Source organism: Flavobacterium sp. PL002, assembly GCF_054165825.1.
Window position 1 is genome coordinate 2,203,272 of the sequence record NZ_CM135110.1, and the last position, 26,895, is coordinate 2,230,166.

Here is a 26,895-nt window from a genome sequence, read left to right on the forward strand (position 1 = left end):
GTAATAGATATGTATACATTTTCAAGTAAATTAAAAACTCTTTCTTTCATCTTAATGGCCGTAGGTCTATTAGGTATAGGTTATGGTTTTTATAGTTCGCCAAAAGATATTCACGAAGTTGAAATTCTTTTAGCAGCAGAGAGTCATGGTGCTCATGGAGAAGCAGAGGCTCATGGAGAAACAGAAGCACATGGAGAAGCTAAGTCATCTGATGAAGCACACATGGAAACACCTACTCATGGTGGTACTGAAGCTAAGGCTTCGGCAGAACATGAGGAGCATTTAACACACGTTTTACACGAATTACAAAATAAACCTTGGGCTGCATTATATGTTGCTTGTATTTTCTTCTTGCTTATTGCAATGGGTGTACTTGCATTTTATGCAATTCAACAAGTAGCGCAAGCTGGTTGGTCTCCTGTATTGTTTAGAGTAATGCAAGGAATTACGGCTTATTTGCCATGGGGTTCTGTATTGTTCTTCATATTATTAATATTATGTGGATTGCATTTTAACCATTTATTTATTTGGTTGGATCCTGAAGTTGTCGCTCATGATAAACTTATTGCACAAAAATCAGGTTATTTAAATTTTCCTTTTTGGATAGTTAGAGCAGCTATATTTTTAATTGGTTGGAATCTTTACAGGTATTATTCAGCTAAAAACTGTTTAGCTCAAGATGCAGCTTCTGATGATCTTTACTACAAAAAGAATTTCAAAATGTCTGCAGGTTTTCTTGTATTCTTTATTGTAACTGAATCAATAATGTCTTGGGATTGGATTATGTCTGTAGATCCTCACTGGTTTAGTACACTTTTTGGATGGTATGTATTTGCAAGTTTCTTCGTAAGCGGAATCACAATGATTGCATTAGTAACGGTATATTTAAAATCGAGAGGTTTCTTAGAATATGTTAATACAAGTCACATACATGATTTAGCTAAATTTATGTTTGGTATCAGTGTTTTTTGGACTTATTTATGGTTCTCTCAATTCATGTTAATTTGGTATGCAAATATTCCTGAAGAGATTACTTATTTTATTACAAGAATTCAATTATATAACTTACCTTTCTTTGGAGCTGTAGTTATGAATTTTGTTTTCCCTTTATTGATTTTAATAAATACTGATTTCAAAAGAATTACTTGGGTAATTGTGATGGCTGGTGTTGTTATTTTGGCAGGACATTATATTGATTTTTTCAATATGATTATGCCAGGTACAGTAGGAGATAAATGGTTTATTGGAGTTCCAGAAATTGCATCAGTTCTTTTCTTCCTTGGATTGTTTATTTTTACAGTGTTTACTGCATTAACTAAAGCTCCTTTGTTGCCAAAAAGAAATCCATTTATAGAAGAGAGTAAACATTTTCATTATTAATATTTAAAGAAAAAAACAGATGACAAGTTTGTTGGTAATTATAGTTTTAGTTTTATTAGCCGTTGCATTATGGCAATTGACGAAGATATTTGATCTTACTCAGGTAGGATCTCATTCGGACAGTTCAGAAGTAGCGAATGATAATGATAATAATGTTCAGGGATATTTAATGTTTGGCTTTCTTGCTTTCATTTATATTTTCTCAATATATGGTCTATTTGCTTGGGGAGGTTTAGTTTTACATACTCCTGCATCTGCACATGGTGTACTTGTAGATAGTTTAATGAATATCTCTTGGGTTCTTTTATTTATTGTTCAAGCAATAACACAAGTTTTATTACACTATTTTGCTTTTAAATATAGAGGTAAAAAGGGTCAAAAAGCTTTATATTTTGCTGACAACAATAAGTTAGAAGCTGTTTGGAGTATTATTCCAGCGGTAGTATTAGCGGGTCTTATATTGTACGGTCTTTATGCTTGGACAAATATTATGTTCATCGATGAAGAAGATGATACAATTGTTGTTGAGTTATATGCTCAACAATTTAAATGGACTGCAAGATATGCTGGTGAAGACAATGTTTTAGGTAAAGCTAATGTTAGGTACATTGAAGGTATCAATACTTTAGGTGTAGATTTATCTGATCCTTATGCTCAAGATGATATTGTTGTTTCTGAGTTACACATACCTAAAGGAAAAAAGATACATTTCAAAATGAGATCTCAAGATGTTTTGCATTCAGCTTACATGCCTTACTTTAGAGCTCAAATGAACTGTGTTCCTGGAATGGTTACTGAATTTGCTTTTGAGCCTACTTATACAACTTCTGAATATAGAGAGTTGCCATATATGGTTGAAAAAGTAGCACATATTAATGAATTAAGAGCTAAGAAAAGTATTGATTTAGTTGCTAAAGGTGGAACTGCTTTAGACCCTTATACTTTTGATTATTTACTTCTTTGTAATAAAATATGTGGGGCTTCTCATTACAACATGCAAATGAAGATTATTGTTGATACACCAGAGGATTATAAAAAATGGGTTGCTGAACAAGCTATCTTAGTTCAACAAGTTAAAGAATCTAATACTCCAGCTCCTGCAATAGCAGCAGTAGTTGCAACTAATGATTCTGTGAAAATAAAAGATACGATTGCTGTTTCTGTAATAGCAAAAAAATAATTATTAAGAAAATTTAAAGTATACATATATGTCAGCAGAAGCTCACGATCACGAACACGATCACGAACACGAACACCATCATAAAGAAACGTTCATTACTAAGTATATCTTTAGTATTGATCATAAGATGATTGCAAAACAGTACCTTATTACAGGTATTATTATGGGAATCATTGGTGTTGGTATGTCTATGCTTTTTAGAATGCAATTGGCATGGCCTGAGGAATCTTTTAAAATATTCAATATTTTACTTGGTGATAAATGGGCTCCTAACGGAGTTATGGCTAATGATATTTATTTATCTTTAGTAACAATACATGGTACTATAATGGTATTCTTTGTGTTAACAGCCGGTTTAAGTGGTACTTTTAGTAACTTACTTATTCCACTTCAAATTGGTGCACGCGATATGGCATCTGGTTTTATGAACATGATTTCTTATTGGTTATTCTTTTTATCAAGTGTAATCATGGTTGCATCCTTGTTCGTTGAATCAGGACCTGCAAATTCAGGTTGGACAATATATCCTCCTTTAAGTGCATTACCACAAGCTATTTCTGGTTCTGGATTAGGAATGACTTTATGGTTAGTTTCATTAGCTATTTTTATTGCATCTTCTTTAATGGGATCATTAAATTATATTGTTACTGTTATTAACTTAAGAACAAAAGGAATGTCTATGACAAGATTGCCTCTTACAATTTGGGCTTTCTTCGTTACTGCGATTATTGGTGTTGTTTCTTTTCCAGTTTTATTATCTGCAGCTTTATTGTTGATATTTGATAGAAGTTTTGGAACATCATTTTTCCTTTCTGATATCTATATTGCTGGTGAAGTTTTACATTACCAAGGTGGTTCTCCAGTTTTGTTTGAACACTTATTTTGGTTCTTAGGACATCCTGAAGTTTATATTGTATTATTACCTGCATTAGGTATAACATCTGAAGTTATCGCAACAAACTCTCGTAAACCAATTTTTGGTTACAGAGCGATGATTATGTCAATTCTTGCAATTGCATTCTTATCTACAATTGTTTGGGGTCACCATATGTTTGTATCAGGTATGAATCCATTTTTAGGTTCTGTTTTTACATTCACAACATTATTAATTGCAATTCCTTCTGCAGTAAAAGCATTTAATTATATCACAACATTATGGAAAGGTAACCTACAGTTAAATCCTGCTATGTTGTTTTCAATAGGTTTAGTTTCTACTTTCATCACTGGAGGTTTAACAGGAATTATTCTTGGAGATAGTACACTAGATATTAACGTTCACGATACGTATTTCGTAGTTGCTCACTTCCACTTAGTAATGGGTATATCTGCTCTTTACGGAATGTTTGCTGGTATTTACCACTGGTTCCCAAAAATGTTTGGAAGAATGTTGAATAAAAACTTAGGTTATGTTCACTTTTGGGTAACTGCAGTATGTGCTTACGGAGTTTTCTTCCCAATGCACTTTATTGGATTAGCTGGTTTACCAAGACGTTATTATACAAATACAAACTTTCCATTATTTGATGATTTGCAAAATGTAAATGTATTAATTACAACATTTGCTTTAATTGGTGGAGCGTTCCAATTGGTTTTCTTGTACAACTTCTTTAGCAGTATTTTTTACGGTAAAAAAGCAGTTCAAAATCCATGGAGATCTAATACATTAGAGTGGACTACTCCAGTAGAACATATTCATGGTAACTGGCCAGGAGAAATTCCAGAAGTGCACAGATGGCCTTATGACTACAGTAATCCAGCACATGAAGAAGACTTTGTTCCTCAAACTGTGCCAATGAAACCTGGTGAAGAAGTATTACACCACTAGATTTTAAATATATTTAAAAATGCCTCTCTATTTTAGAGAGGCATTTTTATTTGCACACAACTTTATAGTATCTTTGTTATATGAATGAAAATTTAGACCCTACAACAAACGGATACAATTCGGAAGAATTAGATCTTGAAAAAAAACTAAGACCCTTATCATTTGATGATTTTGCGGGTCAAGATCAGATATTAGAAAATCTAAAAGTTTTTGTAGCCGCAGCAAATCAAAGAAATGAAGCGCTTGATCATACCCTTTTTCATGGTCCTCCAGGTTTAGGTAAGACTACTTTAGCTAATATTCTTGCTAACGAATTAAATGTAGGAATTAAGATAACTTCGGGTCCCGTTTTAGATAAGCCTGGCGATTTAGCTGGACTTTTGACAAATCTTGAAGAAAGAGATGTTTTGTTTATTGATGAAATTCATAGACTAAGCCCTATTGTAGAAGAGTATTTGTACTCTGCCATGGAAGATTTTAAAATCGATATCATGATAGAATCAGGTCCTAATGCACGTACGGTACAAATAAATTTAAATCCATTTACATTAATTGGAGCAACAACGCGTTCAGGTTTATTAACGGCTCCTATGAGGGCGCGTTTTGGAATCGCTTCTCGTTTACAATATTATACCACCGAATTATTAACATCTATCGTAGAGCGAAGCGCAAGTATTTTTAAAATGCCCATTTCTATGGAAGCAGCAGTAGAAATAGCTGGTAGAAGCCGAGGAACTCCACGTATTGCTAATGCTTTATTACGTCGTGTGCGTGATTTTGCTCAAATAAAAGGAAACGGGACCATCGATATTGAAATCGCAAGATACGCATTAAAAGCGCTTAATGTTGATGCGCATGGTTTAGATGAAATGGACAATAAAATCCTGAATACAATTATAGATAAATTCAAAGGAGGCCCTGTGGGTTTGACTACTTTAGCGACTGCAGTTTCTGAAAGTAGCGAAACTATCGAAGAGGTTTATGAGCCTTTCTTAATTCAAGAAGGTTTCCTTATGAGAACCCCAAGAGGTAGAGAAGTCACTGATAAAGCTTATCGTCACCTCGGTAAGATAAAAGCAAATGTTCAAGGCGGATTATTTTAATTAGAAGCTATTTCCTGCTGTACACTATATCTTTTATACTTCCCCAAAAAAAGGGTAAGTATAAAAGGATGCCGTTCCCATCAGGGCTAAAAACTGACAAACTAACGATGCAAAATTCGTCAGCCATAACATATTCACAATTAATCAAATCCGAAGCAAAACGTCTCGGATTTCTTTCTTGTGGTATATCGAAAGCTGGTTTCCTAGAACAAGAAGCGCCTAGATTAGAAAATTGGTTGAATAACAATCATAACGGTCAAATGTCTTATATGGAAAACCATTTTGACAAACGACTAGATCCTACCTTGTTAGTTGATGATGCTAAAAGCGTGGTGTCACTATTGCTGAATTATTACCCAGCTGATTTGCAAAGTTCGGATTCCTATAAAATTTCAAAATACGCCTACGGTCAAGATTACCACTTTGTAATCAAAGAAAAACTGAAAGAACTTTTATTTTCTATTCAAGAAAACATTGGAGACGTTTCTGGTCGTGCTTTTGTTGATTCGGCTCCTGTTTTAGACAAAGCATGGGCTGCTAAAAGTGGATTGGGGTGGATAGGAAAGAATAGCAATTTAATTACTCAAAAAGTAGGCTCTTTTTATTTTATAGCCGAATTAATTTTAGACTTAAACTTAGATTATGATAACGCTACCACGGATCATTGTGGTAGTTGTACCGCTTGCATAGATGCTTGTCCCACACAAGCAATTGCAGAACCGTATGTGGTTGATGGAAGTAAATGTATTTCTTATTATACCATTGAGCTTAAGGAAAATATTCCTTTTGAAATGAAAGGAAAGTTTGATGAATGGGCTTTTGGTTGTGATGTATGTCAGGATGTTTGTCCTTGGAATCGTTTTTCTAAATCGCACAACGAACCTTTATTTAATCCTAATCCAGAGCTGTTGTCTATGTCTAAAAAAGACTGGGAGGAAATCACCGAAGAAACTTTTAGAGTTGTTTTTAAAGACTCCCCTATAAAAAGAACTAAATTCAAGGGTTTGATGCGTAATATTGATTTCCTGAAATAACATTTCTCGCTTTTATGTGTTGATTTTTAAACAGTTAAATTTAGAATTATTGAAAAACACTTCTTTTTATTAAAAATATTTTTAACTTTATAGTCAACTTAAATTTTTGGATATGACTGTGAATCAAATATTAAACATCAAAGGAAATGACGTACATTCTATAATTTCAACTATTACAGTGTATGATGCGCTGAAAGTTTTGGGGGAGAAAAATGTAGGCGCAGTGTTAGTTATTGAAGATAATTTACTCAAAGGTATTTTATCTGAAAGAGATTATGCAAGAAAAATAGTATTGAAAAACAAAGCTTCTAAAGATACTTTTGTACATGAAATTATGGAGCGTAATCTAATTACTGTAAAATTAACTGATGATCTTGATTATTGCATGGAGCTTATGAGTACAAAACGTATTCGACACCTTCCAGTAGTAGAAAACGGTGCTGTTTTAGGTGTAATTTCTATAGGAGATGTTGTAAAATCGATTATCGAAGTGCAAAAAGAAACCATTCAGCATTTAGATTCCTACATCAGCGGCAGCAGTTCTTAAGCTTTGAATCATACTATTAATTGTCAACCCACTATTATAGTAGCTTTTTTAGGTTCTAAATAAGAGCCTTTTAAGAAAACAATGTGATTAAACCTTACTTTTTAACCCAAGTCTTCTATCTTTGTACGCTAGATAAAAATCTAAATTAAGATGAATAAAGATAGTAAAAGAAGAGAAGCATTATTATATCATGCTAAACCCACTCCAGGTAAGATTCAAGTAGTCCCTACTAAAAAATACGCAACCCAAAGAGATTTATCATTGGCTTATTCGCCAGGTGTTGCTGAACCTTGTTTAGAAATCGCAAAAGATGTAAATAACGTTTATAAGTATACAGCAAAAGGAAATTTAGTAGCAGTTATTACAAATGGTACTGCAGTTTTAGGACTTGGTGATATAGGACCTGAAGCTTCAAAACCAGTAATGGAAGGAAAAGGATTGTTATTCAAAATTTTTGCTGATATTGATGTTTTTGATATCGAAATTGGTACTAAAGATATTGAGGAGTTCATTCAAACGGTTAAAAATATTGCTCCTACTTTTGGAGGAATAAATTTAGAAGATATAAAAGCTCCAGAATCTTTTGAAATTGAACGTAGGTTGGTTGAAGAATTGAACATCCCGGTGATGCATGATGATCAACACGGTACGGCAATTATCTCGTCAGCAGCACTTTTAAATGCACTTGAGCTTGCGGGAAAACATATTGAAACAGCTAAAATTGTTGTTTCAGGTGCAGGATCGGCAGCTTTGGCTTGTGCTAATTTATATGTTTTATTGGGTATAAACCCAGAAAATATTATCATGTTTGATAAAGATGGTGTCCTTTCTAGTGAAAGAACTGATTTGTCAGCCTTGCAAAGAAAATATTCTAAAGCTAAACCTGGGATAAAATTAGGAGAAGCTCTTAAAGGAGCCGATGTGTTTTTAGGTGTCTCAGCTGGAAATATTCTTACTCCTGAAATGTTGTTAGGAATGGCAAATGATCCTATTGTTTTTGCTATGGCAAACCCTGATCCTGAGATTGATTATAACCTAGCTATTGGTACAAGATCTGACTTAATAATGGCTACTGGAAGATCTGATTATCCTAACCAAGTGAATAACGTGCTTGGTTTTCCTTATATTTTTAGAGGCGCACTAGATGTTAGAGCAACTAAAATTAATGAAGCTATGAAGATGGCTGCTGTTAAGGCGCTGGCTTCATTGGCAAAAGAATCTGTTCCGGAGCAAGTTAATATTGCATATGGAGAGGTTAAATTAAACTTTGGTAGAGAGTATATTATTCCTAAACCTTTTGATCCTAGATTGATTAGTATTGTTGCGCCTGCTGTTGCAAGAGCTGCAATGGAATCAGGAGTGGCTTTAAACCCGATAACAGACTGGGGTAAATATGAAGAGGAACTTTTAGATCGTTTAGGAAACGATAATAAAATGGTTCGTTTGATTACCAACAGAGCTAAAATAAACCCGAAACGAATTGTTTTTGCGGAAGCAGACCATTTAGACGTTTTAAAAGCAGCTCAAATTGCTTTAGAAGAAGGGATTTGCCATCCAATTTTATTAGGGAATAAAGAGATAATTTTAGAATTAAAACAGGAACTAGGTTTCTTTGCTGATCTTGAAATTATTGATCCTAAAATAAAAGAAGAAGATGCAAGACGAAATAAATTTGCAAATAGGTATTGGGAATCAAGAAAAAGGAAAGGGATTTCATTGTATGATGCTCAAAAATTAATGCGCGAAAGAAACTATTTTGCTGCCATGATGGTGAATGAAGGGGATGCTGACGGTTTAGTAACTGGACACTCTAGAAGCTATTCTTCGGTGGTTAAACCAATGTTGCAATTGGTAGATAAAGCGCCTGGAGCATCTATTATTGCAACAACAAATATGATGATGACGGCTCGTGGGCCAATGTTTTTGTCAGATACCGCTATTAACATCGATCCTTCGGCAGATGATTTAGCTAAAATTGCGATTATGACTGCCAAGACAGCTAGAATGTTTGGTGTTGAGCCTGTAATGGCAATGGTTTCATTCTCTAATTTTGGTTCATCACAAGATCCAGATGCAACAAAAGTAAGGCAAGCAGTTGCTTATTTGCATGAGCACCACCCAGATTTAATAATTGATGGAGAAGTACAAGCTGATTTTGCTCTAAATCAAGAAATGCTAAAAGAAAAATTCCCGTTTTCTAAGCTTGCAGGAAAGAAAGTAAATACGTTAATTTTTCCTAATCTTGACTCAGCAAATATTACTTATAAATTGTTAAAAGAGTTGAATAAAGTAGATTCTATTGGGCCTATTATGTTAGGTATGAGTAAGCCTATTCATATTCTTCAATTAGGAGCAAGTGTAGAGGAAATGGTAAATATGACGGCAATTGCTGTTATTGATGCTCAAGAAAAACAAAAGAAAAAACCGATTAAATAAAATAAAATACTATATTGCTTACTACGGTTTTTTAATTGTGGTAAGCAATTTTTTTTGGTATAAATTTAAGAAGACTATGATTGGACATTTGCAAGGTAAATTAGTAGAAAAAACACCAACTCAAGTAGTAATTGATTGTGGAGGTGTGGGTTATGAGGTGAATATTTCATTGCATACGTACTCTTTACTCCCTACAACTGATTTTATAAAACTTTTTACACATCTTCAAATTAAGGAAGATGCGCATACTTTGTTTGGTTTTGTAGAAAAATCAGAAAGAGAGATTTTTAAAATGCTTTTATCAGTTTCAGGGATTGGCGCGAGTATCGCTAGAACAATGCTTTCATCATTAGAACCAAAACAAATTATAAATGCGATAGGTTCTTCAGATGTGGTTACAATTCAATCCATAAAAGGCATTGGAAGTAAAACAGCGCAAAGAGTGATTCTAGATTTAAAAGAAAAAATGTTAAAGCTGTATGATTTAGATGAAGTTTCTATGTCTCAAAGCAATACAAATAGAGATGAAGCGTTATCAGCACTAGAGGTTTTAGGTTTTGTTCGCAAAGCTTCTGAAAAAATTATTGAAAGAATTGTCAAAGAAGATCCGGAAGCTTCTGTTGAGTCAATTATTAAAAAAGCATTAAAAGCCTTGTAAGAGGTTTGCAAAACGAATATTTATATGCAAAAAATTTGTATTTTTTTGTTGGTTTTATTTAGTAGTTTCATAGCTAATTCCCAAGTTAAAGATGAAGCTCAAGATACAACCAAAACGGGTTATTCTAAAGGTAAAATCCAAATAAAAGATCCCCAGAGCATTGTTGCTGCTTATACTTATGATCCCGTTACTGATAGCTATATTTATACTAATTCAGTAGACGGTTTTTCTATTAATAACCCTATAGTGTTGACGCCTAAAGAATATGAAAGGTTAGTCTTGAAAGAGTCTATGCGTGATTATTTTAAGAAAAAAGCAGATGCTATTGAAGGAAAGAAAGAAGGTAGTGAGGAAGCAAAAAAAGATTTATTACCTAAATATTATATTAATTCCGGACTTTTTGAATCTATTTTTGGTAGTAATACTATTGATGTAAAGCCTACAGGGTCTGTAGAGATGGATTTAGGTGCTCGTTTTACAAAACAAGACAATCCAGCATTTTCCCCACGTAACCGTTCTAATTTAGCGTTTGATTTTGATCAAAGAATTAGCATGAGCTTAACAGGGAAAGTTGGGACGCGTTTGAATGTAAATGCTAATTATGATACCCAATCTACATTTGCATTTCAAAATTTAATTAAATTAGAATATACACCAACCGAAGACGATATCATTCAAAAGATTGAAGTAGGTAATGTTAGTATGCCTTTGAATAGTTCATTAATAAGAGGTGCACAAAGTTTGTTTGGTGTAAAAGCACAATTACAATTTGGTAAAACTACAGTTACGGGAGTGTACTCTGAACAGAAATCACAAACAAAAAGTTTAGTTGCTGAAGGTGGTGGAACGGTTCAGGACTATGATATTTTCGCTTTGGATTATGATAATGATAGACACTTTTTCTTATCACAATATTTCAGAAACAAGTATGACGAGTCGCTTAAAAATTATCCATTTATAGATAGTAGAGTACAAATTACTAGAATTGAAGTTTGGGTGACAAATAAACAAACTAGAGTTAGCACTAACTCTAATAATTTGCGTAATGTTATTGCATTACAGGATTTAGGAGAAAGTCAGTTAACTGGTTTAGCAGATAATGAAGTTGTAGTTATAGACCCATCTACTGGGATTTTTAACAGTCCTTTCAATTCACCTACTGACAATAGTAATAATGATTATGATCCTGCGCAAATTGCAAACGGCACAGGGTTGTTAAATACTAATATTAGGGAAATTGTTACGGCAAGTTCGGGATTTAATGTAACAGTAAATGAAGGTCAAGATTATTCGAAATTAGAAAATGCAAGAAAATTAACCTCTAATGAGTTTACTTATAATGCACAATTAGGTTACATCTCTTTGCAACAAAGATTAAATAACGATGAAATCCTTGCAGTAGCTTACGAATATACTGTGGGTGATAAAGTTTATCAAGTAGGGGAGTTTGGTAATGACGGGATTGATGCTACAGTGGTGACGGGAACAAGTTCTTCTCAAGCAATTGTCACGCAAAGTTTGATCCTAAAAATGCTGAAAAGTAACTTAACAAATGTTAAGAATCCAGTTTGGAATTTAATGATGAAAAATATTTATCAAATTCCAGGTGCCTATCAAATTAAACAAGAGGATTTTAGATTTAATATTCTTTATAGTGATCCTTCACCATTAAATTATATCAAAGAGGCAAATGATATTGCTGGTAACCCTTATAGTTTTCCTTCAAATCCTTCAGCTGAGAATAAAGTAAAAGAAACCCCATTATTAAAAGTATTTAATTTAGATAAATTAAATTATAATAATGATCCACAAACAGGTGGTGATGGTTTTTTTGACTTTTTATCTGGAGTTACAATTGATTCGCAAAATGGTCGAATTATTTTTACAACTAAAGAACCTTTTGGAGAGTTATTGTTTTCGAAATTATCAAATTCGGGTTCAACAGAAAATTACGATGATGCTTCTACCTACAACACTAACCAGAAAAAATATGTGTTTAAAAGCATGTATAGCAACACACAGTCTGGCGCTTTGCAAGATAGTGATAAAAATAAATTCCTTTTAAGAGGAAAGTACAAATCTACTGGAGGGGACGGAATTCCTATTGGTGCTTTTAATGTGCCTCAAGGGTCTGTTGTGGTTACCGCTGCGGGTCGTGTGTTAATTGAAGGGGTTGATTATAGTGTGAACTATCAATTAGGGCGTGTGCAAATTCTTGATGCTTCTTTACAAGCTTCAAATACACCAATTGAAATTTCGCTTGAAAATAATTCAATTTTTGGACAACAAACCCGACGTTTTATGGGAGTGAATGTTGAGCATAAAATTTCAGATAAATTTTTAATTGGGGCCACTTTATTAAAAATGACCGAGAAGCCTTTTACCCAAAAATCGTCTTATGGTCAAGAATCAGTAAACAATACTATTTTTGGTTTCAATACGAATTTTGCTACTGAAGTACCTTTCTTTACTCGATTAGTAAATAAATTACCAAATGTTGATACCGATGTTCCTTCTAATCTTTCTGTAAGAGGAGAAGTAGCATTTTTGAAACCAGATTCGCCTAAAGCATCTGATTTTGAAGGGGAGTCTACAATTTATGTAGATGATTTTGAAGGGTCTCAATCTACCATTGATATGCGTTCAGCTTATGCGTGGAGTTTGTCCTCTACACCTGATAGAAATGTAAAAAGTAGTTATAACTTTAATGCTACAGCCACTGACTTAAGTTATGGTTTTAAAAGAGCAAAGTTAGCTTGGTACTCTATTGATCCAATATTTTATACTTCAAAACCTTCGGGCATAAGTAACGATGATTTATCGTTAAATACAACTAGAAGAATTTATAGTGAAGAGCTGTATCCTTTGACAGATATTGCTCAAGGGCAAACACAGGTTGTGAGCACATTGAATTTAAGTTACTATCCTTCTAATAGAGGACCTTATAATAATAATGCTGGTTTTGGAACTAGCCCTCAAGATAATTTTGGAGGGATTACTAGAGCAATTAACTCTACAAATTTTGAACAATCTAATGTTGAGTATATTCAGTTTTGGATATTAGATCCGTATGTAGGTGCTGGAAATGCACCCTCTACTAATACAGGGAAAATCTATTTCAATTTAGGAGAGGTTTCTGAGGATATTTTAAAAGATGGTAGGAAACAATATGAAAACGGATTAGGACCAGATCAAATATTAGTTAATCCAAGACCTTTATGGGGAGATGTTCCAGCATCACAATCTTTAATTTATGCTTTTGATACAAATGTAGATAATCGTAAAAACCAAGATATAGGATTAGATGGATTGAATAATAATGCCGAAGCTGCAGTGTATACTAACTATGCTTCAGAACTTGATCCTGCGGCAGATGATTATACCTATTATTTAAACACAACAGGTGGAGTTGTTGAAAGATATAAAAACTATAATGGTCTTGAAGGAAATTCAGCTGTAGATATTAATGATGCTAATAGAGCTGCAACTACTATTCCAGATGTAGAAGATATTAATAAAGACAATACCATGAATACAATTAATGCGTATTATGAATACAGTATTGATGTACAACCTAATATGGCTATTGGCCAAAATAATATTACTGATATAAGGAATACACAAGTTACTTTGCCTAACGGTCAAGTTACTGATGCGCGATGGCTGCAGTTTAAAATTCCAGTATCGCAACCGCAAAACACCATCGGAACCATATCTGACTTTAGGTCAATTAGATTCATGAGGATGTTTATGACTGGTTTTACTGATGAAGTAACTGTTCGTTTTGGTTCATTAGATTTAGTAAGAGGGGATTGGAGAAGGTACACAAATACTTTAGACTTTAACGATACAAATATTGCTGATGATGGAACGGATCTAGATGTTTTAACAGTAAATGTTCAAGAAAATAATGAGCGTTGTCCTGTAAATTACATTGTGCCTCCAGGAGTTGTTAGAGAGCAATTGTACAACAACAATACAATTATTAATCAAAATGAGCAATCACTTTCGTTGCGAGTTTCTGGTGATGGACTAGAGAAAAATGACTCTAGAGCGGTGTTTAAAAACGTAAGTATTGATATGCGTCAGTTCAAAAAACTGAAAATGTTTTTACATGCTGAATCATTGCAAAATGAAGTAACTTTAAGTGATGATCAAATGGTTGGTTTTATTCGTTTTGGAAATGACTTTACAGATAATTTTTACCAAATCGAAATACCATTAAAAGTAACTGTTCCGAATAGATCAGGTGCTGCTAATTGTTCTCCTTTGAGTGCAGAAAGTGTGTGGCCAGAAGCCAATCAAATTGATTTATCATTAGCCTTATTGACTCAGTTAAAAATACAGGCAATGAGTATCGATTTAAGTACTTTGCCATTAGACGGAATTTACTACCAAGATGAAGATCAACTAGACGGTTCTGCATCTAGTAAGAGTAATAAATTGAGAATAGGGATTAAGGGAAATCCTAATTTTGGAATGGTACGTACATTAATGGTTGGGGTTAAAAACGCTGATGATGTTCAAAAAATTAAAGGAGAGGTTTGGTTTAATGAGCTTCGATTAGCTGACATGGATAATCAAGGTGGTATGGCTGCCGTTTTAAATGTTGATACCAATTTTGCTGATTTTGCAACGGTATCTGCTACGGGAAGAAAAAGCACTATTGGCTTTGGAGCTTTAGAGCAAGGTCCTAATGAAAGAAGCCGTGAGGATATTCAGCAATATAATATTGTAACAAATATTAACCTTGGTAAACTATTACCTGTAAAATGGGGCGTTAACTTGCCTTTTAATTATGCTGTAGGTGAAGAGATAATTACACCGCAATATGATCCGTTTAATCAAGATATTAAACTGCAACAATTATTAGATGAAACTGCTGATGCTGATACTAGAGCTAATTTTAAAAATAGGGCGATTGATTATACAAAGAGAAGTAGTATTAACTTTATTGGAGTAAGAAAACAAAGAAATCCTGAAGCAAAACCTCATGTTTATGATGTAGAGAATTTTACTTTCTCTCAATCTTACAATGAAGTAGAGCGCCATGATTTTGAAATTGAAAACTATCAAGATCAACAAACAAATTCATCTGTGGATTATGCTTATACTTTTCAGTCAAAACCTGTTGAGCCATTCAAGAATACTAAATTCATGAAGAAAAGTTCGTATTGGAAGATGTTGAGTGATTTTAATTTTAACTATTTACCTTCTAATATTACTTTTAATTCAAATATTAATAGGCAGTTTAATAAGCAACAATTTAGACAAGTAGAAAATGTTGAAGGAATTGGTTTAGATCCTTTATATAGAAGAAACTTCTCGTTTAATTACCAATACGGATTTAATTTTAACTTAACTAAATCGCTTAAATTAGGTTACACTGCTTCTTCAAGCAATATTGTAAAAAATTATTTGAACGAAGATAATGAGCCTATTGATAGTTTTACTATTTGGGATAGCTATTGGAATATTGGAGATCCTAATCAGCACATGCAGCAGTTGGTTTTGAATTATGAAATTCCAATTAATAAAATTCCATTGTTAAGTTTTGTAAAAGCAAACTATAGTTATACAGGTGATTATAGCTGGCAACGTACTTCTAATGCTTTATCAGATATTAATATTGATGGTGTAGATTATGATTTGGGAAATACGATTCAAAATGCACGTTCAAATAATTTGAATGCTACTTTTAATATGGATATGTTGTATAAATATATCGGACTTTCAAAAAGTGACAAAAAACAAGGAAGCAAACCTAAAGTAGTAATACCTAAGCCAGGTGAGAAAATTGTGAATACTAACAATCAGCCAGCGCCAAGTAGTCCGTTTGTTGATGGTTTAAGAGGGATACTAACTAGTGTAAAAAACATTCAGTTAAATTACACTGAAAACAGTGGAACGGTATTGCCAGGGTATACACCTAGTGTAGGTTTCTTAGGTTCTTCTAGACCGTCATTAGGATTTATTTTTGGTAGTCAAGAGGATGTGCGTTATGAAGCTGCAAAAAAAGGATGGTTGACATTCTATGATAATTTCAATCAAAATTATACACAGGTAACTAATAAAGAGTTTAAAGCTACAGCAAATGTTGATTTGTTCCCAGATCTAAAAATTGATTTGAATGCAGATAGATCGTATTCTGAGAATTATTCTGAGCAGTACGATGTTTCGGCAAACGGAACTTACAACTCGCTTTCACCTTACACTTATGGTTTGTTTTCAATATCGACTGTTTTAATTAAAACTGCTTTTTCTGCAAGTGATGAAAATGCTTCAATAGCATTTAGCGATTTTAGAGAAAACAGGTTAATTGTAGCAAATAGATTAGCTACTGAAAGAGGGATAGATATCAATAACCCAGCTAATATAGACGAAGATGGGTACCCAAAAGGATATGGTAAAAGTAATCAAGCAGTTTTATTACCCGCTTTCTTAGCTGCTTACTCAGGAAGTGATGCGTCAAAGGCTTCTACGGGAATTTTTAGAAGTGTTCCAATACCTAACTGGTCTGTGAAATACAATGGATTGATGCGTTATGAAATGTTTAAACGTAATTTTAAACGTTTCTCTTTGCAGCATAGTTATAGAGCATCTTATACAATTAATCAATACCGATCTAATTTTAATTATGATAATGATCCAAATGGTTTTGATGATAATGGGAATTTTTATAACAAAACGATCCTTTCTAATATTAACTTAGTAGAACAATTTAGTCCATTAATTCGCATGGATTTCGAATTGAAGAGTTCTCTGAAAATTTTAACAGAAGTAAAGAAAGACAGAGCGCTATCTATGAGTTTTGATAATAACTTATTGACAGAGGTTAAGGGGATAGAGTACGTTGTAGGATTAGGATACCGTTTTAAAGATGTGATTTTCTCATCAAAATTAGCTGATAGTCCTACTGGGATAATCAAAGGAGATATCAACATGAAAGCTGATTTCTCTTATAGAAACAATCAAACGATCGTACGTTATTTAGATTATGATAACAATCAATTAGCAGGTGGGCAAAATATATGGTCTTTAAAAATAACAGCTGACTATTCTTTCAGTAAGAACTTGACTGCAATATTTTACTATGATCATTCTTTTTCTAAAGCTGTAATTTCAACCTCTTTCCCATTGACTAATATTCGTTCAGGATTTACGTTGCGTTATAATTTTGGAAATTAATTTAGGAAATCTAAACAAGATTTGAACATAAGATTGTTACATTTGCGTAACAAATAAATAATCAATCATTAATAGCATATTATTATGAGTATACCAGCAAATTTAAAGTACACTAAAGATCACGAATGGGTTAGTTTAGATGGCGATGTAGCTACTGTAGGAATTACACATTTTGCTCAAAAAGAATTAGGTGACATCGTTTATGTTGAAGTAGAAACTTTAGATCAAACTCTTGAAAAAGACGAGGTTTTTGGTACTGTTGAAGCAGTAAAAACGGTTTCGGATTTGTTTCTTCCTCTTGCGGGTGAAATTATCGAATTCAATGACGCTTTAGAGAGCACTCCAGAAACAGTAAATTCTGATCCATACGGAGCAGGATGGATGATCAAAATTAAAGTAGCAAATACTGCAGATTTTGACTCATTATTGTCTAGCGAAGCTTACAAAGATTTGATTGGTGCGTAAACTATTTTTTCTTTTTTCTGCACTATTATGGACGGTTATTGTTTTGTTTTTATGTTTAACTAAAGCAAATAATCTACCTGTAATTTCAATTGCAAACCTAGATAAATACATCCATGCATTTTTTCATTTTGTGTTTACGTTATTGTGGATTTTATTTTTTAGAACCCAAATAAACAATGCCAATAGATTCAAGCCGTTGTTTGTGTCGTTTATGCTTTCCGTATTTTTTGGGGTTTTAATCGAGTTTTTACAACAGCAGTTAACTACAACGAGAAGTGCTGATAAGTTTGATGTTCTAGCAAATATTGCTGGGGCTACAATCGCAACTTTTTTAGTGTTGTTTTATGATAAAGTAAAGTCGTCAAACACAAATAATAAATAAATTTAAATCCCGTTTCGACGGGATTTTTTTATGTTCTCTTTAATTTTATCTAGTGTCTCGTTTGTCAAAACTAATTGTGTATATCTAACTATTTTTGAATTTAAAACGTATTTTTGTGGCAGTCTTTAATAACCATTTTAGAAATCTCTTATTATGAATATCAAGAACTACTTAGATTCAACCTATTTGAAAACAGCGCATCAAGCTGGTCTTGACGAAAAGGAAAATAATAAAGTTGTAACCAAATTTATTGCCGAAGCTATTACTGAAAATTTCAAGTTAATAATGATTAGGCCTGAAATGGTTGCGCTTGCGCAAAAGATGATTACTGATGCTAAATCTACTGTTTTAGTAGGTACGGTAATTGATTTTCCAGAAGGAAGCTCAACAGTAGAAAATAAGCTTGAGGAAGCAAAACAAGCGATTGAAGATGGTGCCGATGATTTAGATTTTGTGTGTAATTATGAAGCTTTTAAAGAGGGTGATATTGACTTAGTGAAAAATGAAGTGCTTCAATGTACTCAGTTAGGATTAGATCATAATAAAGTAGTGAAATGGATTATTGAAGTTGCGGCTTTAAACGATAAAGAAATAATTCAGTTGTCTTCATTGATAAAAAATGTCGTGATTTCAAATTTTAAAGAAGAAGAGTATAATAACGTATTTGTGAAATCATCAACTGGTTTCTATAAAACAGAAGATGGTTTGCCAAATGGAGCTACCGTTGAAACTATTATTATGATGTTAGAAAATGCATCTCCATTGCCCATAAAAGCCGCAGGAGGAGTGCGTACTTACGACGAAGCGGTCAATATGATTCGTTTAGGTGTAAAAAGAATTGGAACTTCAGGTGCTAAAGCAATTGCAGATGACGAAGATTCGCAACAAGAATACTAAAAAAACAACCAAAACCAATATGAAAAAGGCGTTCTTAACTTTTTGTCTATCATTCATTTCTTTTTTTACTTTTTCTCAAAATACTATTTCTGAGTCTAATTTATCTGTAGATCGTTTTCCTGTTTTTCCAAATTGTAAAAACAGTGAAGGAACGGAGTTAGAGCGTTGCTTTTATGATAATGTACAAGACTTTGTTTTTGATAATTTTGTTGTACCTGAAAATCTTGTAAAAAATAATTTCAAGGGAATTATAAAAGTGCTTTTTGAGGTTGATGCAAATGGTATTTTTAAAGTGATTTACGTAAATGCGGTTGATGAGAATCTAATAGCCGAATCGAAGCGTGTTTTTGCAAAGTTTCCTAAAGTTATTCCGCCTACGCATAACGGAATTCCAGTCTATTCTAAATATAATATTACGTTATCTATTCCGCTAAAAAGTACTAAAGAAATAGCTTCTGAGGAAATGGCTTATGCCGCTATTTTACATGATACAGAAAATAAACAATTAACGGAGTTAGATAGCATTGTTTATTATAAATACACCAATCCTGAACTAGAAAGTCATTTGAATATTCCTTTTTCTCATAGTTACTATGCGCAGTTTGATGGCGCTTTAAATAAAGTAGGAAGCAATAATCACACTGCTTCTAAGCCGTATACTTATCAAGAGGTTTCTAAATATTATAATATTAAAGAAGCGAATAATAAATTAAAAAAAGAGGCGTCAGGATGGTGGGCAAGAAAACTTTGGAATGAAAATATGGTTCAAATTCAAGGAGAAGGATATTGGTTAACTTTAAATCCTATTGTCGATTTGCAATTGGGTAAAGCGTCAGATTCTGATGCGTCGTATACTTATGTGAATACACGTGCGGTAAATTTTAGAGGAGGTTTAGGTAAAAACTTAACTTTTACAACTACAGTTTTTGAGAGTCAGGGTAGGTTTGCAGCTTATTTCAATAATTATGCTGAGTCAATTAAACCTGATGGCGGCGATCCTGCAATTATCCCAGGAGTAGGAATTGCTAAAGAGTTTAAAACAGACTCGTATGATTTTCCTATGGCTGAAGCTAATATTACTTTTGCGCCAAGCAAACATATTGACTTGCAATTAGGATATGGAAGGAATTTTATTGGGGATGGTTACCGTTCTTTATTAGAAAGTGATGGTGCAAGTCCGTATCCTTATTTTAAAATAAATACCACTTTTTGGAAACTAAAATATACAAATACATACATGTGGCTTAAAGATGTGCGTCCAGAGGTTACGCTTGAAAGAACATATGCTACTAAATTTATTGCTAACCACTATTTGAGTTGGAATGTGTCTAACCGATTGAATTTAGGGTTCTTTGAATCTGTTGTTTGGACTAATACAAACGATAGGGGATTTGATGCTAGTTTTATAAACCCGATAATTTTTTATCGTGCCGTTGAATTTGAGTCTTCAGCTAGAACAGGAAATGCGCTTTTAGGACTTACTTTTAAATACAAATGGAGTAATCAGATTAATCTATACGGGCAGCTATTGATTGATGAGTTTTCACTTGGTGATGTACGTGGTGCAGATAACAGTTGGAAAAACAAATTTGCCTACCAGCTAGGTGTGAAGTATTATAATGCTTTTAATGTAGATAATTTATTATTACAATTAGAATATAATCAAGCGCGTCCTTATGTGTATTCGCACAGTAATCCTATTACTAATTATGCGCATAATAACCAGAGTTTAGGTCATCAATGGGGCGGTAACTTTAGAGAGTTTCTTGCTATTGCTAGGTATCATAAAGGAAGGTATTTTGCTGATGCAAAAATTACTATTGGAACCCGAGGTTTTGATTTTGACACTGTCGAAGATAGTTTTAACTACGGTGGGAATATATATAAAGACTATGACGTAGATAGGCCTTATGATACAGGTGTTAAAGTAGGTCAAGGGAATAAAATGGCTGTTTTTATAACTGATTTACAAATGGGATATTTGGTGAATCCAGCAACCAATCTAAAATTATTTGGTAGTTATATTTATAGAAGTTATGATCCTTCCAAAAATACAGCAACTACTTTTACTCAAAGTACAAATTGGTTTACATTAGGATTAAGAGCTGATATTTTTAACTGGTATTTTGATTATTAGTGCGTGTTGATTCAATATACTTGCTCTATAATTGCTAATATTATTCTTGCTCTTTCTAATTTAAGAGTAAAGATTAATTGATAAACTCTTTTGAGTATAATTTGTAATCTAGGATTGTTTTTATGTTTTTGCCTTAAGTTGTACAGTTTATAGGGGAGTTCTAAATCCTCTTTGGTGAAAGAGACCCCAGTGTAAATTTGTATTTTTTCTAATGGTGTAAAACCAAATTCTAATGTGGGTTCTACCATTGTTCCTTCGCCAAAATCGTTCCAAGTGATCAATTGTATGAAGGCTACGGGGTAACGATCTGTTAGGTCTAATGTTTCTTGTAATGTTTGGTTATTATTATGAGGGATTTTCCAGTCTAAAATTGTGTCAGTTCGCCATCCGCCTTCATAATAGTAATCATTGAAGCCAGGATATATTCCGCCAATGGTCGCAATGTTATTTTGTACTGTATAATCATAATAATTAGACAAAGTATTGGTGTGATTTTTATCTATCCAGCTAAATTCTCCGCTGGAGTGGCTTCCTAATCTATTGCTTGCTTTCCATAAAGTTATGAGTTTAGGTTTCGATTGTAATTTTAGGTGGCGGATTCAAGTCATAAATGCAACTTGACCGTTATTATTTAATGAATGTATAAAAACTTCGTTTGGGGTTTTATACCCAAATCTTTTCCTAGGTCTGTTGTTTAATTTGTCTTCCGCATTTTGTACTTGTTTGGCTGTTATGTTTTCGAAATTCATCCCCTTTGGGAAATACTGTCTTATCAATCCATTCATGTTTTCATTTGAACCTCTTTCCCAACTATGATATGGTTTTGCAAAATAATAATCTATTTCTAAGATTTCAGATACCTTTTGATGGTGTGCAAATTCTTTTCCATTGTCAGATGTAATTGTCTTTATAAATGGTGTCCAATCTTGGAGTGCATCTATTATTGCTTGATTTACTTCTGTTGCTTCTTTTGATTTTAATATACGTATTTTAGCAACTCCTGTTGCTCTGTCGTTGATTGTCAACAAAGCTCCTTTGTGCTCAGCTCCAATCATTAAGTCTATTTCTAAATCACCTATTGTCTTTCTGTCTTCTACGCTTTTGGGTCTTTGGTCAATATCAACACGACCCATTATCAGTCCTCGCTTATCTTTTGAGGCACCTCTTTTTCTATAAACCTTCCCTTGGGAACGCAAATAAAGATGTAAGTCGCCCCCTTGTTTTTTATCTTTCCAAATGTATTGATAAATTCTTTCATGAGATACACAATTGAGTCCTTGCTCTTTTGCTCTTCCCATTATTTGCTCTGGACTATATTCTTGCTTAATCCAGTGCTCAACAAAATCTTTAACTTCAGTGGTAAATCGAATTCTCTTCTTTTTATCGAAATGCCTTTCTTCACACCTACGGTGAGCTAAGACAGCTCTGTACTTGTTGTTTCGCTTATCGCAATTCCTTTTTATTTCTCTATAAATTGTGGAAACATCTTTTTTTAATCGCTCAGCTATTTCGAGTTTTGAATAATTCTCATTCAATAATGTTTCTATTATGTATCTTTGCTCTTGTGTAATTTGGCTCATAATTTGCAATTTTTGGTCGAGGAGCAAGTAAGGCAAAATTTACCATTCAGATAAAGAGGAAAAGAATTAATTTTCTTTTCTCTTTTCTGAAAAAATTTATCCAAACCGCAACTTCCAAATGTTGCATTTATTAATTGAATCTAAGGGTCTATTTGATCCCAGTCTAAAGAATCTTTGATATAATTAGGTCCAAAAAGAAACAACATCTCGGTATTGTCTTTTCTTAAGTAATTTGCACTTGTAAAATAGGCGTTTTCAATGTATTGTAAGTCAGCTATTGCTGCAGTAAGATTTACGGTTGGAATTCTTTGCGTTTTTAAATTTTCGGCTACTTTGTCTTCATACATAATAGAAAACTGCAGTCCCACATCTTCAATTTTTTCTATAAAGGATTCGGTGCTTTTTTTAATTGAATTGTAATCGTAAACATCTCTACTGCCGTACCAATCAAATATTACTCCATCAATACCTGATAATTTCATGAGTAGTAAATGATATTCCTGTAAATTTCGATCATTAGAAGAATATGGGCCTATTAACGGGTAATAGTGTGATGCTATTTCTCTTTTGCCTTGAGCGTTTATGTTGTTTGGGTTTTTGTTAGTCATTGTCCAATGTTGTCCCCAGTAACCATCTTGTTCGAGAGTATGGAACCAAGGCATGTAGTGGACATATATTTTTTTGGGATTTTTCTTTATTACTTCGGTAGGATTAGGGGTGTTTTTTTGAGTTAACATTTCTTGGTAGGCCTGTTCTAGAATGTCATTATGAACTGTTTTTTCTAATTCTATAGCTGTAGTTTCATTTGTGCAGCTTAGAAGAAGTGAGAATATGCTTAAGCAAATGATAGGAGTAATTATTTTCATTTTATTTGATTTTGCAAGTTGCTGTTAAATTTAAGTCAATGAACATTAGTTTTTCTTTCTTTTTCGCCTATTTGAGTAGTTTTATCCGATGAAATGATTGTTTTTGTCGTTGTAATACGTTTTTAATGATAAATTAATGATTTATTGCAGTTTGTATTTTAGATTTAAAAAATAAGATGCCTTATTATTAAATACCAATCTAATTTGTACCTTTGCAGAAGTTTTAAAAAACCTAATGAAATCCCATTGAGTACAACACAAAATACATTTTCCCTTAAAACGGTTTTTTTAGATTTTAAAGAAATCACTAAAGCAGGTCTTGCAATTAGTGTCTTATTTTCTTCTATTGCTGGATATTTTTTAGGAGTAGATGATGCAAATCCTTTTAAATGGTCTGTGTTGTTGATGCTTATTTTTGGTGGTTACTGCATGGTTGGAGCATCAAATGCTTACAATCAGGTTATTGAAAAAGACATTGATCTTTTAATGGATCGTACTAAAAATCGTCCCGTTCCTGCAGGAAGAATGTCGCCTAGAGTCGCTTTAATTGTAGCTAGTTTACTTACTATTATCGGTATCACATTGCTTTATATGATTAATCCTAAGTCGGCCATGTTTGGTGCGATTTCTATATTTTTATATACGAGTGTTTATACACCTTTAAAAACGGTGACCTCATTGTCTGTTTTTGTGGGTGCTTTTCCAGGAGCGATTCCGTTTATGTTAGGATGGGTAGCAGCTACAGGTAATTTTGGTATAGAAGCGGGTACTTTATTTTTGATTCAGTTTTTTTGGCAATTCCCTCATTTTTGGGCTATTGGTTGGTTTTTGTATGAAGACTATGAAAAAGCGGGGATCTTTATGTTGCCTACTAAGAAAAAAGACAAAGGAACTGCGTTGCAGATTATTTTATATACCGTTTGGTTAATTATAGCTTCTTTATTGCCTGCGTTAGGTTTTACAGGAAAGCTTTATTTAACTCCAGTAGCGGCAGTTTTAGTGTTTTTATTAGGGATTTGGATGCTTTTTTATGCGGTTAAATTGTATAAAACACGAACTCCAAAAGCGGCTAGGACATTAATGTTAGTTAGTGTTTCTTACATTACCTTACTTCAATTAGTGTATATATTTGATAAATTTTTAAGATAGTTATGGAAATGACAATGACAAAAGATGAGCATAAGTTAAGAACGGCAAGATCCTATAAGTTGATTTTGTTGTTTGCTATGGTCAGTATGATTATGATGTTTGCGGGACTTACTAGTGCTTTTGTAGTTAGTAAGGCAAGAGTAGATTGGTTGAAAGACTTTGAGCTACCTACAGCGTTTTATTACAGTACGATTGTGATAATAGCGAGTAGTGTTACGATCCATTTAGCAAAAAAAGCTATTCAAAAAGACAATAAAAGTAGGACTACTATCTTTCTTTTGTCTACTTTAGCGCTCGGAATATTATTTGTTGTTTTGCAGTTTGCAGGATTCAGACAAATAGTAGAAAACGGTTATTATTTTACAGGAAGTGAGAGTTCAATTACGACTACATTTCTATATATAGTGACAGTTGTGCACTTGATTCACCTTGCGGGAGGGTTGATTTCACTACTAATAATAATTTATAATCATTTTAAACAAAAATACAATTCGAGTCAAACTCTTGGAATAGAACTAGGTGCGATGTACTGGCACTTTTTAGATTTCTTGTGGATTTATTTATTTGTATTTTTATATTTCTTTAAATAAGAAAAAAACGTAAATTTGGGAACTTTTTAACGAATAACTTTTATGGAAGCGACAGTTACTACTGCAAATAGTGAAGAAAAAACTTGGGGAGGCGGCAATGAGCCAATGGGAGCAAGTTATGGTAAATTAATGATGTGGTTTTTTATCATGTCTGATGCCTTAACGTTCTCTGGATTTTTAGCAGCTTACGGTTTTTCTAGATTTAAATTTATTGAGACATGGCCATTGGCCGATGAAGTGTTTACACACTTTCCATTTATGCATGGTGTATCTGCACCTATGTATTATGTAGCATTAATGACTTTTATTTTGATTTTTTCATCTGTAACAATGGTTTTAGCCGTTGATGCAGGTCATCAAATGAAAAAAAACAAAGTCATTGTTTATATGTTTTTAACCATTGTTGGTGGTTTGATTTTCGTAGGATCTCAAGCTTGGGAATGGAAAAATTTCATAAAAGGGGAGTATGGTGCTGTTGAGACAAAAGGAGGTAGTTTACTTCAGTTTGTTGATAAAGACGGGAATCGTGTTGCTTTAGCTGATTTTGCAGCTAATTTACATGAAGAGCGTGTTCAGCATACAGGAAATACGGGAAGTTGGTTTGTTAGCGAAGGCGCTTTACCTACTTACTCTGTTGCCGAAGTACAAGCTGGATTTGAAGCACATCCTGATCTTTTAGTAAGAACAGAATCGATTTATGAAGCAACACCAGAAACGGTTAAAGATGCTAAGATAAATCATGATTTAAGTAAATTCAAGCACAAAACAGTTTTAACTAGAGAAGAATCTTTAGTAAGATTGTCTCAAGCACATTATGTGGTTGAAGGAGCTAACTTGATTAGAAATGAATACGGTAATAAATTATTTGCTGATTTCTTTTTCTTCATTACAGGATTTCACGGATTTCACGTATTCTCAGGTGTTATTATTAATATCATTATTTTCTTTAATGTACTTTTAGGTACTTATGAAAAAAGAAAAAACTACGAAATGGTAGAGAAAGTTGGTTTATACTGGCACTTTGTCGATTTAGTATGGGTATTTGTATTTACCGTTTTCTATCTAGTTTAATTTTAAAAAATTATTATTATGTCACACGAACATGTATCTAATACCAGCGGAATCTGGAAGGTTTTCGCAATATTATCTGCTGTAACTATTATAGAGGTGTTTTTAGGAATACTTAAACCAGATTTCTTGCACTTAAATCATTTCCTAGGAATGAACTTGCTTAACTGGGTATTTTATATTCTGACTGTTTTTAAAGCCTATTACATTGTATGGGAATTCATGCACTTAGGTGGTGAAAAAGGGAGTCTTAGATGGGCAGTGGTTATACCTACAGTTTTTCTAATTTTATATATACTTTTCATATTTTTAACTGAAGGGCATTATATTTATGGGGTTTTTAAAGATTCGACCATTAAATGGAATTTTTAACATATATTAATTCAAAAAAAGAGGTACGCATTGCGTAC

Annotated in this window: 20 protein-coding genes; 17 read left to right on the top strand and 3 right to left on the bottom strand. The window is 33.1% G+C overall.

Annotated elements, in window-relative coordinates; all coding sequences use genetic code 11:
* Positions 1 to 9 precede the first annotated feature (9 nt).
* From ACVEGE_RS09640 to ACVEGE_RS09700, 13 genes are all read left to right on the top strand, one after another.
* Positions 10 to 1,380: a quinol:cytochrome C oxidoreductase gene (locus ACVEGE_RS09640; RefSeq protein ID WP_173854871.1), complete on the top strand. Its 1,371-nt coding sequence runs from the start codon at positions 10 to 12 to the stop codon at positions 1,378 to 1,380.
* A gap of 19 nt (positions 1,381 to 1,399) precedes the next feature.
* Complete coding sequence (locus tag ACVEGE_RS09645) at positions 1,400 to 2,560, top strand: cytochrome c oxidase subunit II (RefSeq protein WP_173850627.1); 1,161 nt, start codon at positions 1,400 to 1,402, stop codon at positions 2,558 to 2,560.
* A gap of 28 nt (positions 2,561 to 2,588) precedes the next feature.
* Entirely contained in the window at positions 2,589 to 4,385 is a 1,797-nt protein-coding gene (locus ACVEGE_RS09650) for a cytochrome c oxidase subunit I (protein ID WP_192500544.1), read from the top strand.
* Positions 4,386 to 4,465: 80 nt separating this feature from the next.
* Complete coding sequence (gene ruvB / locus ACVEGE_RS09655) at positions 4,466 to 5,488, top strand: Holliday junction branch migration DNA helicase RuvB (RefSeq protein ID WP_173854872.1); 1,023 nt, start codon at positions 4,466 to 4,468, stop codon at positions 5,486 to 5,488.
* A 107-nt stretch (positions 5,489 to 5,595) separates the two neighbouring features.
* Positions 5,596 to 6,522: a tRNA epoxyqueuosine(34) reductase QueG gene (gene queG / locus ACVEGE_RS09660; RefSeq protein WP_192500581.1), complete on the top strand. Its 927-nt coding sequence runs from the start codon at positions 5,596 to 5,598 to the stop codon at positions 6,520 to 6,522.
* Positions 6,523 to 6,634: 112 nt separating this feature from the next.
* On the top strand, positions 6,635 to 7,069 hold the full coding sequence (locus ACVEGE_RS09665) for a CBS domain-containing protein (RefSeq protein WP_192500545.1): 435 nt from the start codon (positions 6,635 to 6,637) through the stop codon (positions 7,067 to 7,069).
* Positions 7,070 to 7,219: 150 nt separating this feature from the next.
* Positions 7,220 to 9,505, top strand: a complete 2,286-nt coding sequence (locus ACVEGE_RS09670; protein WP_173850619.1) for an NADP-dependent malic enzyme — start codon at positions 7,220 to 7,222, stop codon at positions 9,503 to 9,505.
* Positions 9,506 to 9,581: 76 nt separating this feature from the next.
* Positions 9,582 to 10,163, top strand: coding sequence for a Holliday junction branch migration protein RuvA (gene ruvA, locus ACVEGE_RS09675; RefSeq protein ID WP_173850616.1), 582 nt, complete (start codon positions 9,582 to 9,584; stop codon positions 10,161 to 10,163).
* Positions 10,164 to 10,187: 24 nt separating this feature from the next.
* Positions 10,188 to 17,351 (top strand): T9SS outer membrane translocon Sov/SprA, encoded by a 7,164-nt coding sequence (sov, locus tag ACVEGE_RS09680; protein ID WP_192500546.1) that lies wholly within the window; start codon positions 10,188 to 10,190, stop codon positions 17,349 to 17,351.
* An 84-nt stretch (positions 17,352 to 17,435) separates the two neighbouring features.
* Positions 17,436 to 17,816 carry a glycine cleavage system protein GcvH gene (gcvH, locus tag ACVEGE_RS09685; protein ID WP_173850612.1) on the top strand — a complete coding sequence of 127 codons (381 nt, stop codon included), beginning with the start codon at positions 17,436 to 17,438 and terminating at the stop codon, positions 17,814 to 17,816.
* Positions 17,809 to 18,198, top strand: a complete 390-nt coding sequence (locus ACVEGE_RS09690; protein WP_370566965.1) for a VanZ family protein — start codon at positions 17,809 to 17,811, stop codon at positions 18,196 to 18,198. The genes gcvH and ACVEGE_RS09690 overlap by 8 nt, the downstream gene beginning before the upstream one ends.
* Positions 18,199 to 18,351: 153 nt before the next feature.
* On the top strand, positions 18,352 to 19,095 hold the full coding sequence (deoC, locus tag ACVEGE_RS09695) for a deoxyribose-phosphate aldolase (protein ID WP_192500547.1): 744 nt from the start codon (positions 18,352 to 18,354) through the stop codon (positions 19,093 to 19,095).
* A 19-nt stretch (positions 19,096 to 19,114) separates the two neighbouring features.
* A complete protein-coding gene (locus tag ACVEGE_RS09700) occupies positions 19,115 to 21,232 on the top strand; it encodes a gliding motility protein RemB (protein ID WP_192500548.1) in 2,118 nt (705 codons plus the stop codon).
* Between the two features lie 11 nt (positions 21,233 to 21,243).
* Here the strand turns inward: ACVEGE_RS09700 and ACVEGE_RS09705 are convergent, their stop codons facing one another.
* The 3 genes from ACVEGE_RS09705 to ACVEGE_RS09715 form a co-directional block, all read right to left on the bottom strand.
* On the bottom strand, positions 21,244 to 21,711 hold the full coding sequence (locus ACVEGE_RS09705) for a hypothetical protein (protein ID WP_458008642.1): 468 nt from the start codon (positions 21,709 to 21,711) through the stop codon (positions 21,244 to 21,246).
* 120 nt (positions 21,712 to 21,831) lie between these two features.
* A complete protein-coding gene (locus ACVEGE_RS09710) occupies positions 21,832 to 22,815 on the bottom strand; it encodes an IS30 family transposase (protein WP_192500582.1) in 984 nt (327 codons plus the stop codon).
* Between the two features lie 137 nt (positions 22,816 to 22,952).
* A complete protein-coding gene (locus tag ACVEGE_RS09715) occupies positions 22,953 to 23,678 on the bottom strand; it encodes a hypothetical protein (protein ID WP_458008643.1) in 726 nt (241 codons plus the stop codon).
* Between the two features lie 246 nt (positions 23,679 to 23,924).
* Here ACVEGE_RS09715 and cyoE point away from each other — a divergent pair, with 246 nt between their 5' ends.
* Genes cyoE through ACVEGE_RS09735 form a run of 4 tightly spaced genes read left to right on the top strand, consistent with a single transcriptional unit; the run spans position 23,925 to position 26,857 of the window.
* Positions 23,925 to 24,827 (top strand): heme o synthase, encoded by a 903-nt coding sequence (gene cyoE / locus ACVEGE_RS09720; protein ID WP_173850603.1) that lies wholly within the window; start codon positions 23,925 to 23,927, stop codon positions 24,825 to 24,827.
* A 2-nt stretch (positions 24,828 to 24,829) separates the two neighbouring features.
* A complete protein-coding gene (locus ACVEGE_RS09725) occupies positions 24,830 to 25,417 on the top strand; it encodes a cytochrome c oxidase subunit 3 (protein WP_192500549.1) in 588 nt (195 codons plus the stop codon).
* Positions 25,418 to 25,459: 42 nt separating this feature from the next.
* Complete coding sequence (locus tag ACVEGE_RS09730; protein ID WP_173850598.1) at positions 25,460 to 26,488, top strand: cytochrome c oxidase subunit 3; 1,029 nt, start codon at positions 25,460 to 25,462, stop codon at positions 26,486 to 26,488.
* Positions 26,489 to 26,506: 18 nt separating this feature from the next.
* Positions 26,507 to 26,857 carry a cytochrome C oxidase subunit IV family protein gene (locus tag ACVEGE_RS09735; RefSeq protein WP_173850596.1) on the top strand — a complete coding sequence of 117 codons (351 nt, stop codon included), beginning with the start codon at positions 26,507 to 26,509 and terminating at the stop codon, positions 26,855 to 26,857.
* Positions 26,858 to 26,895: the final 38 nt, after the last annotated feature.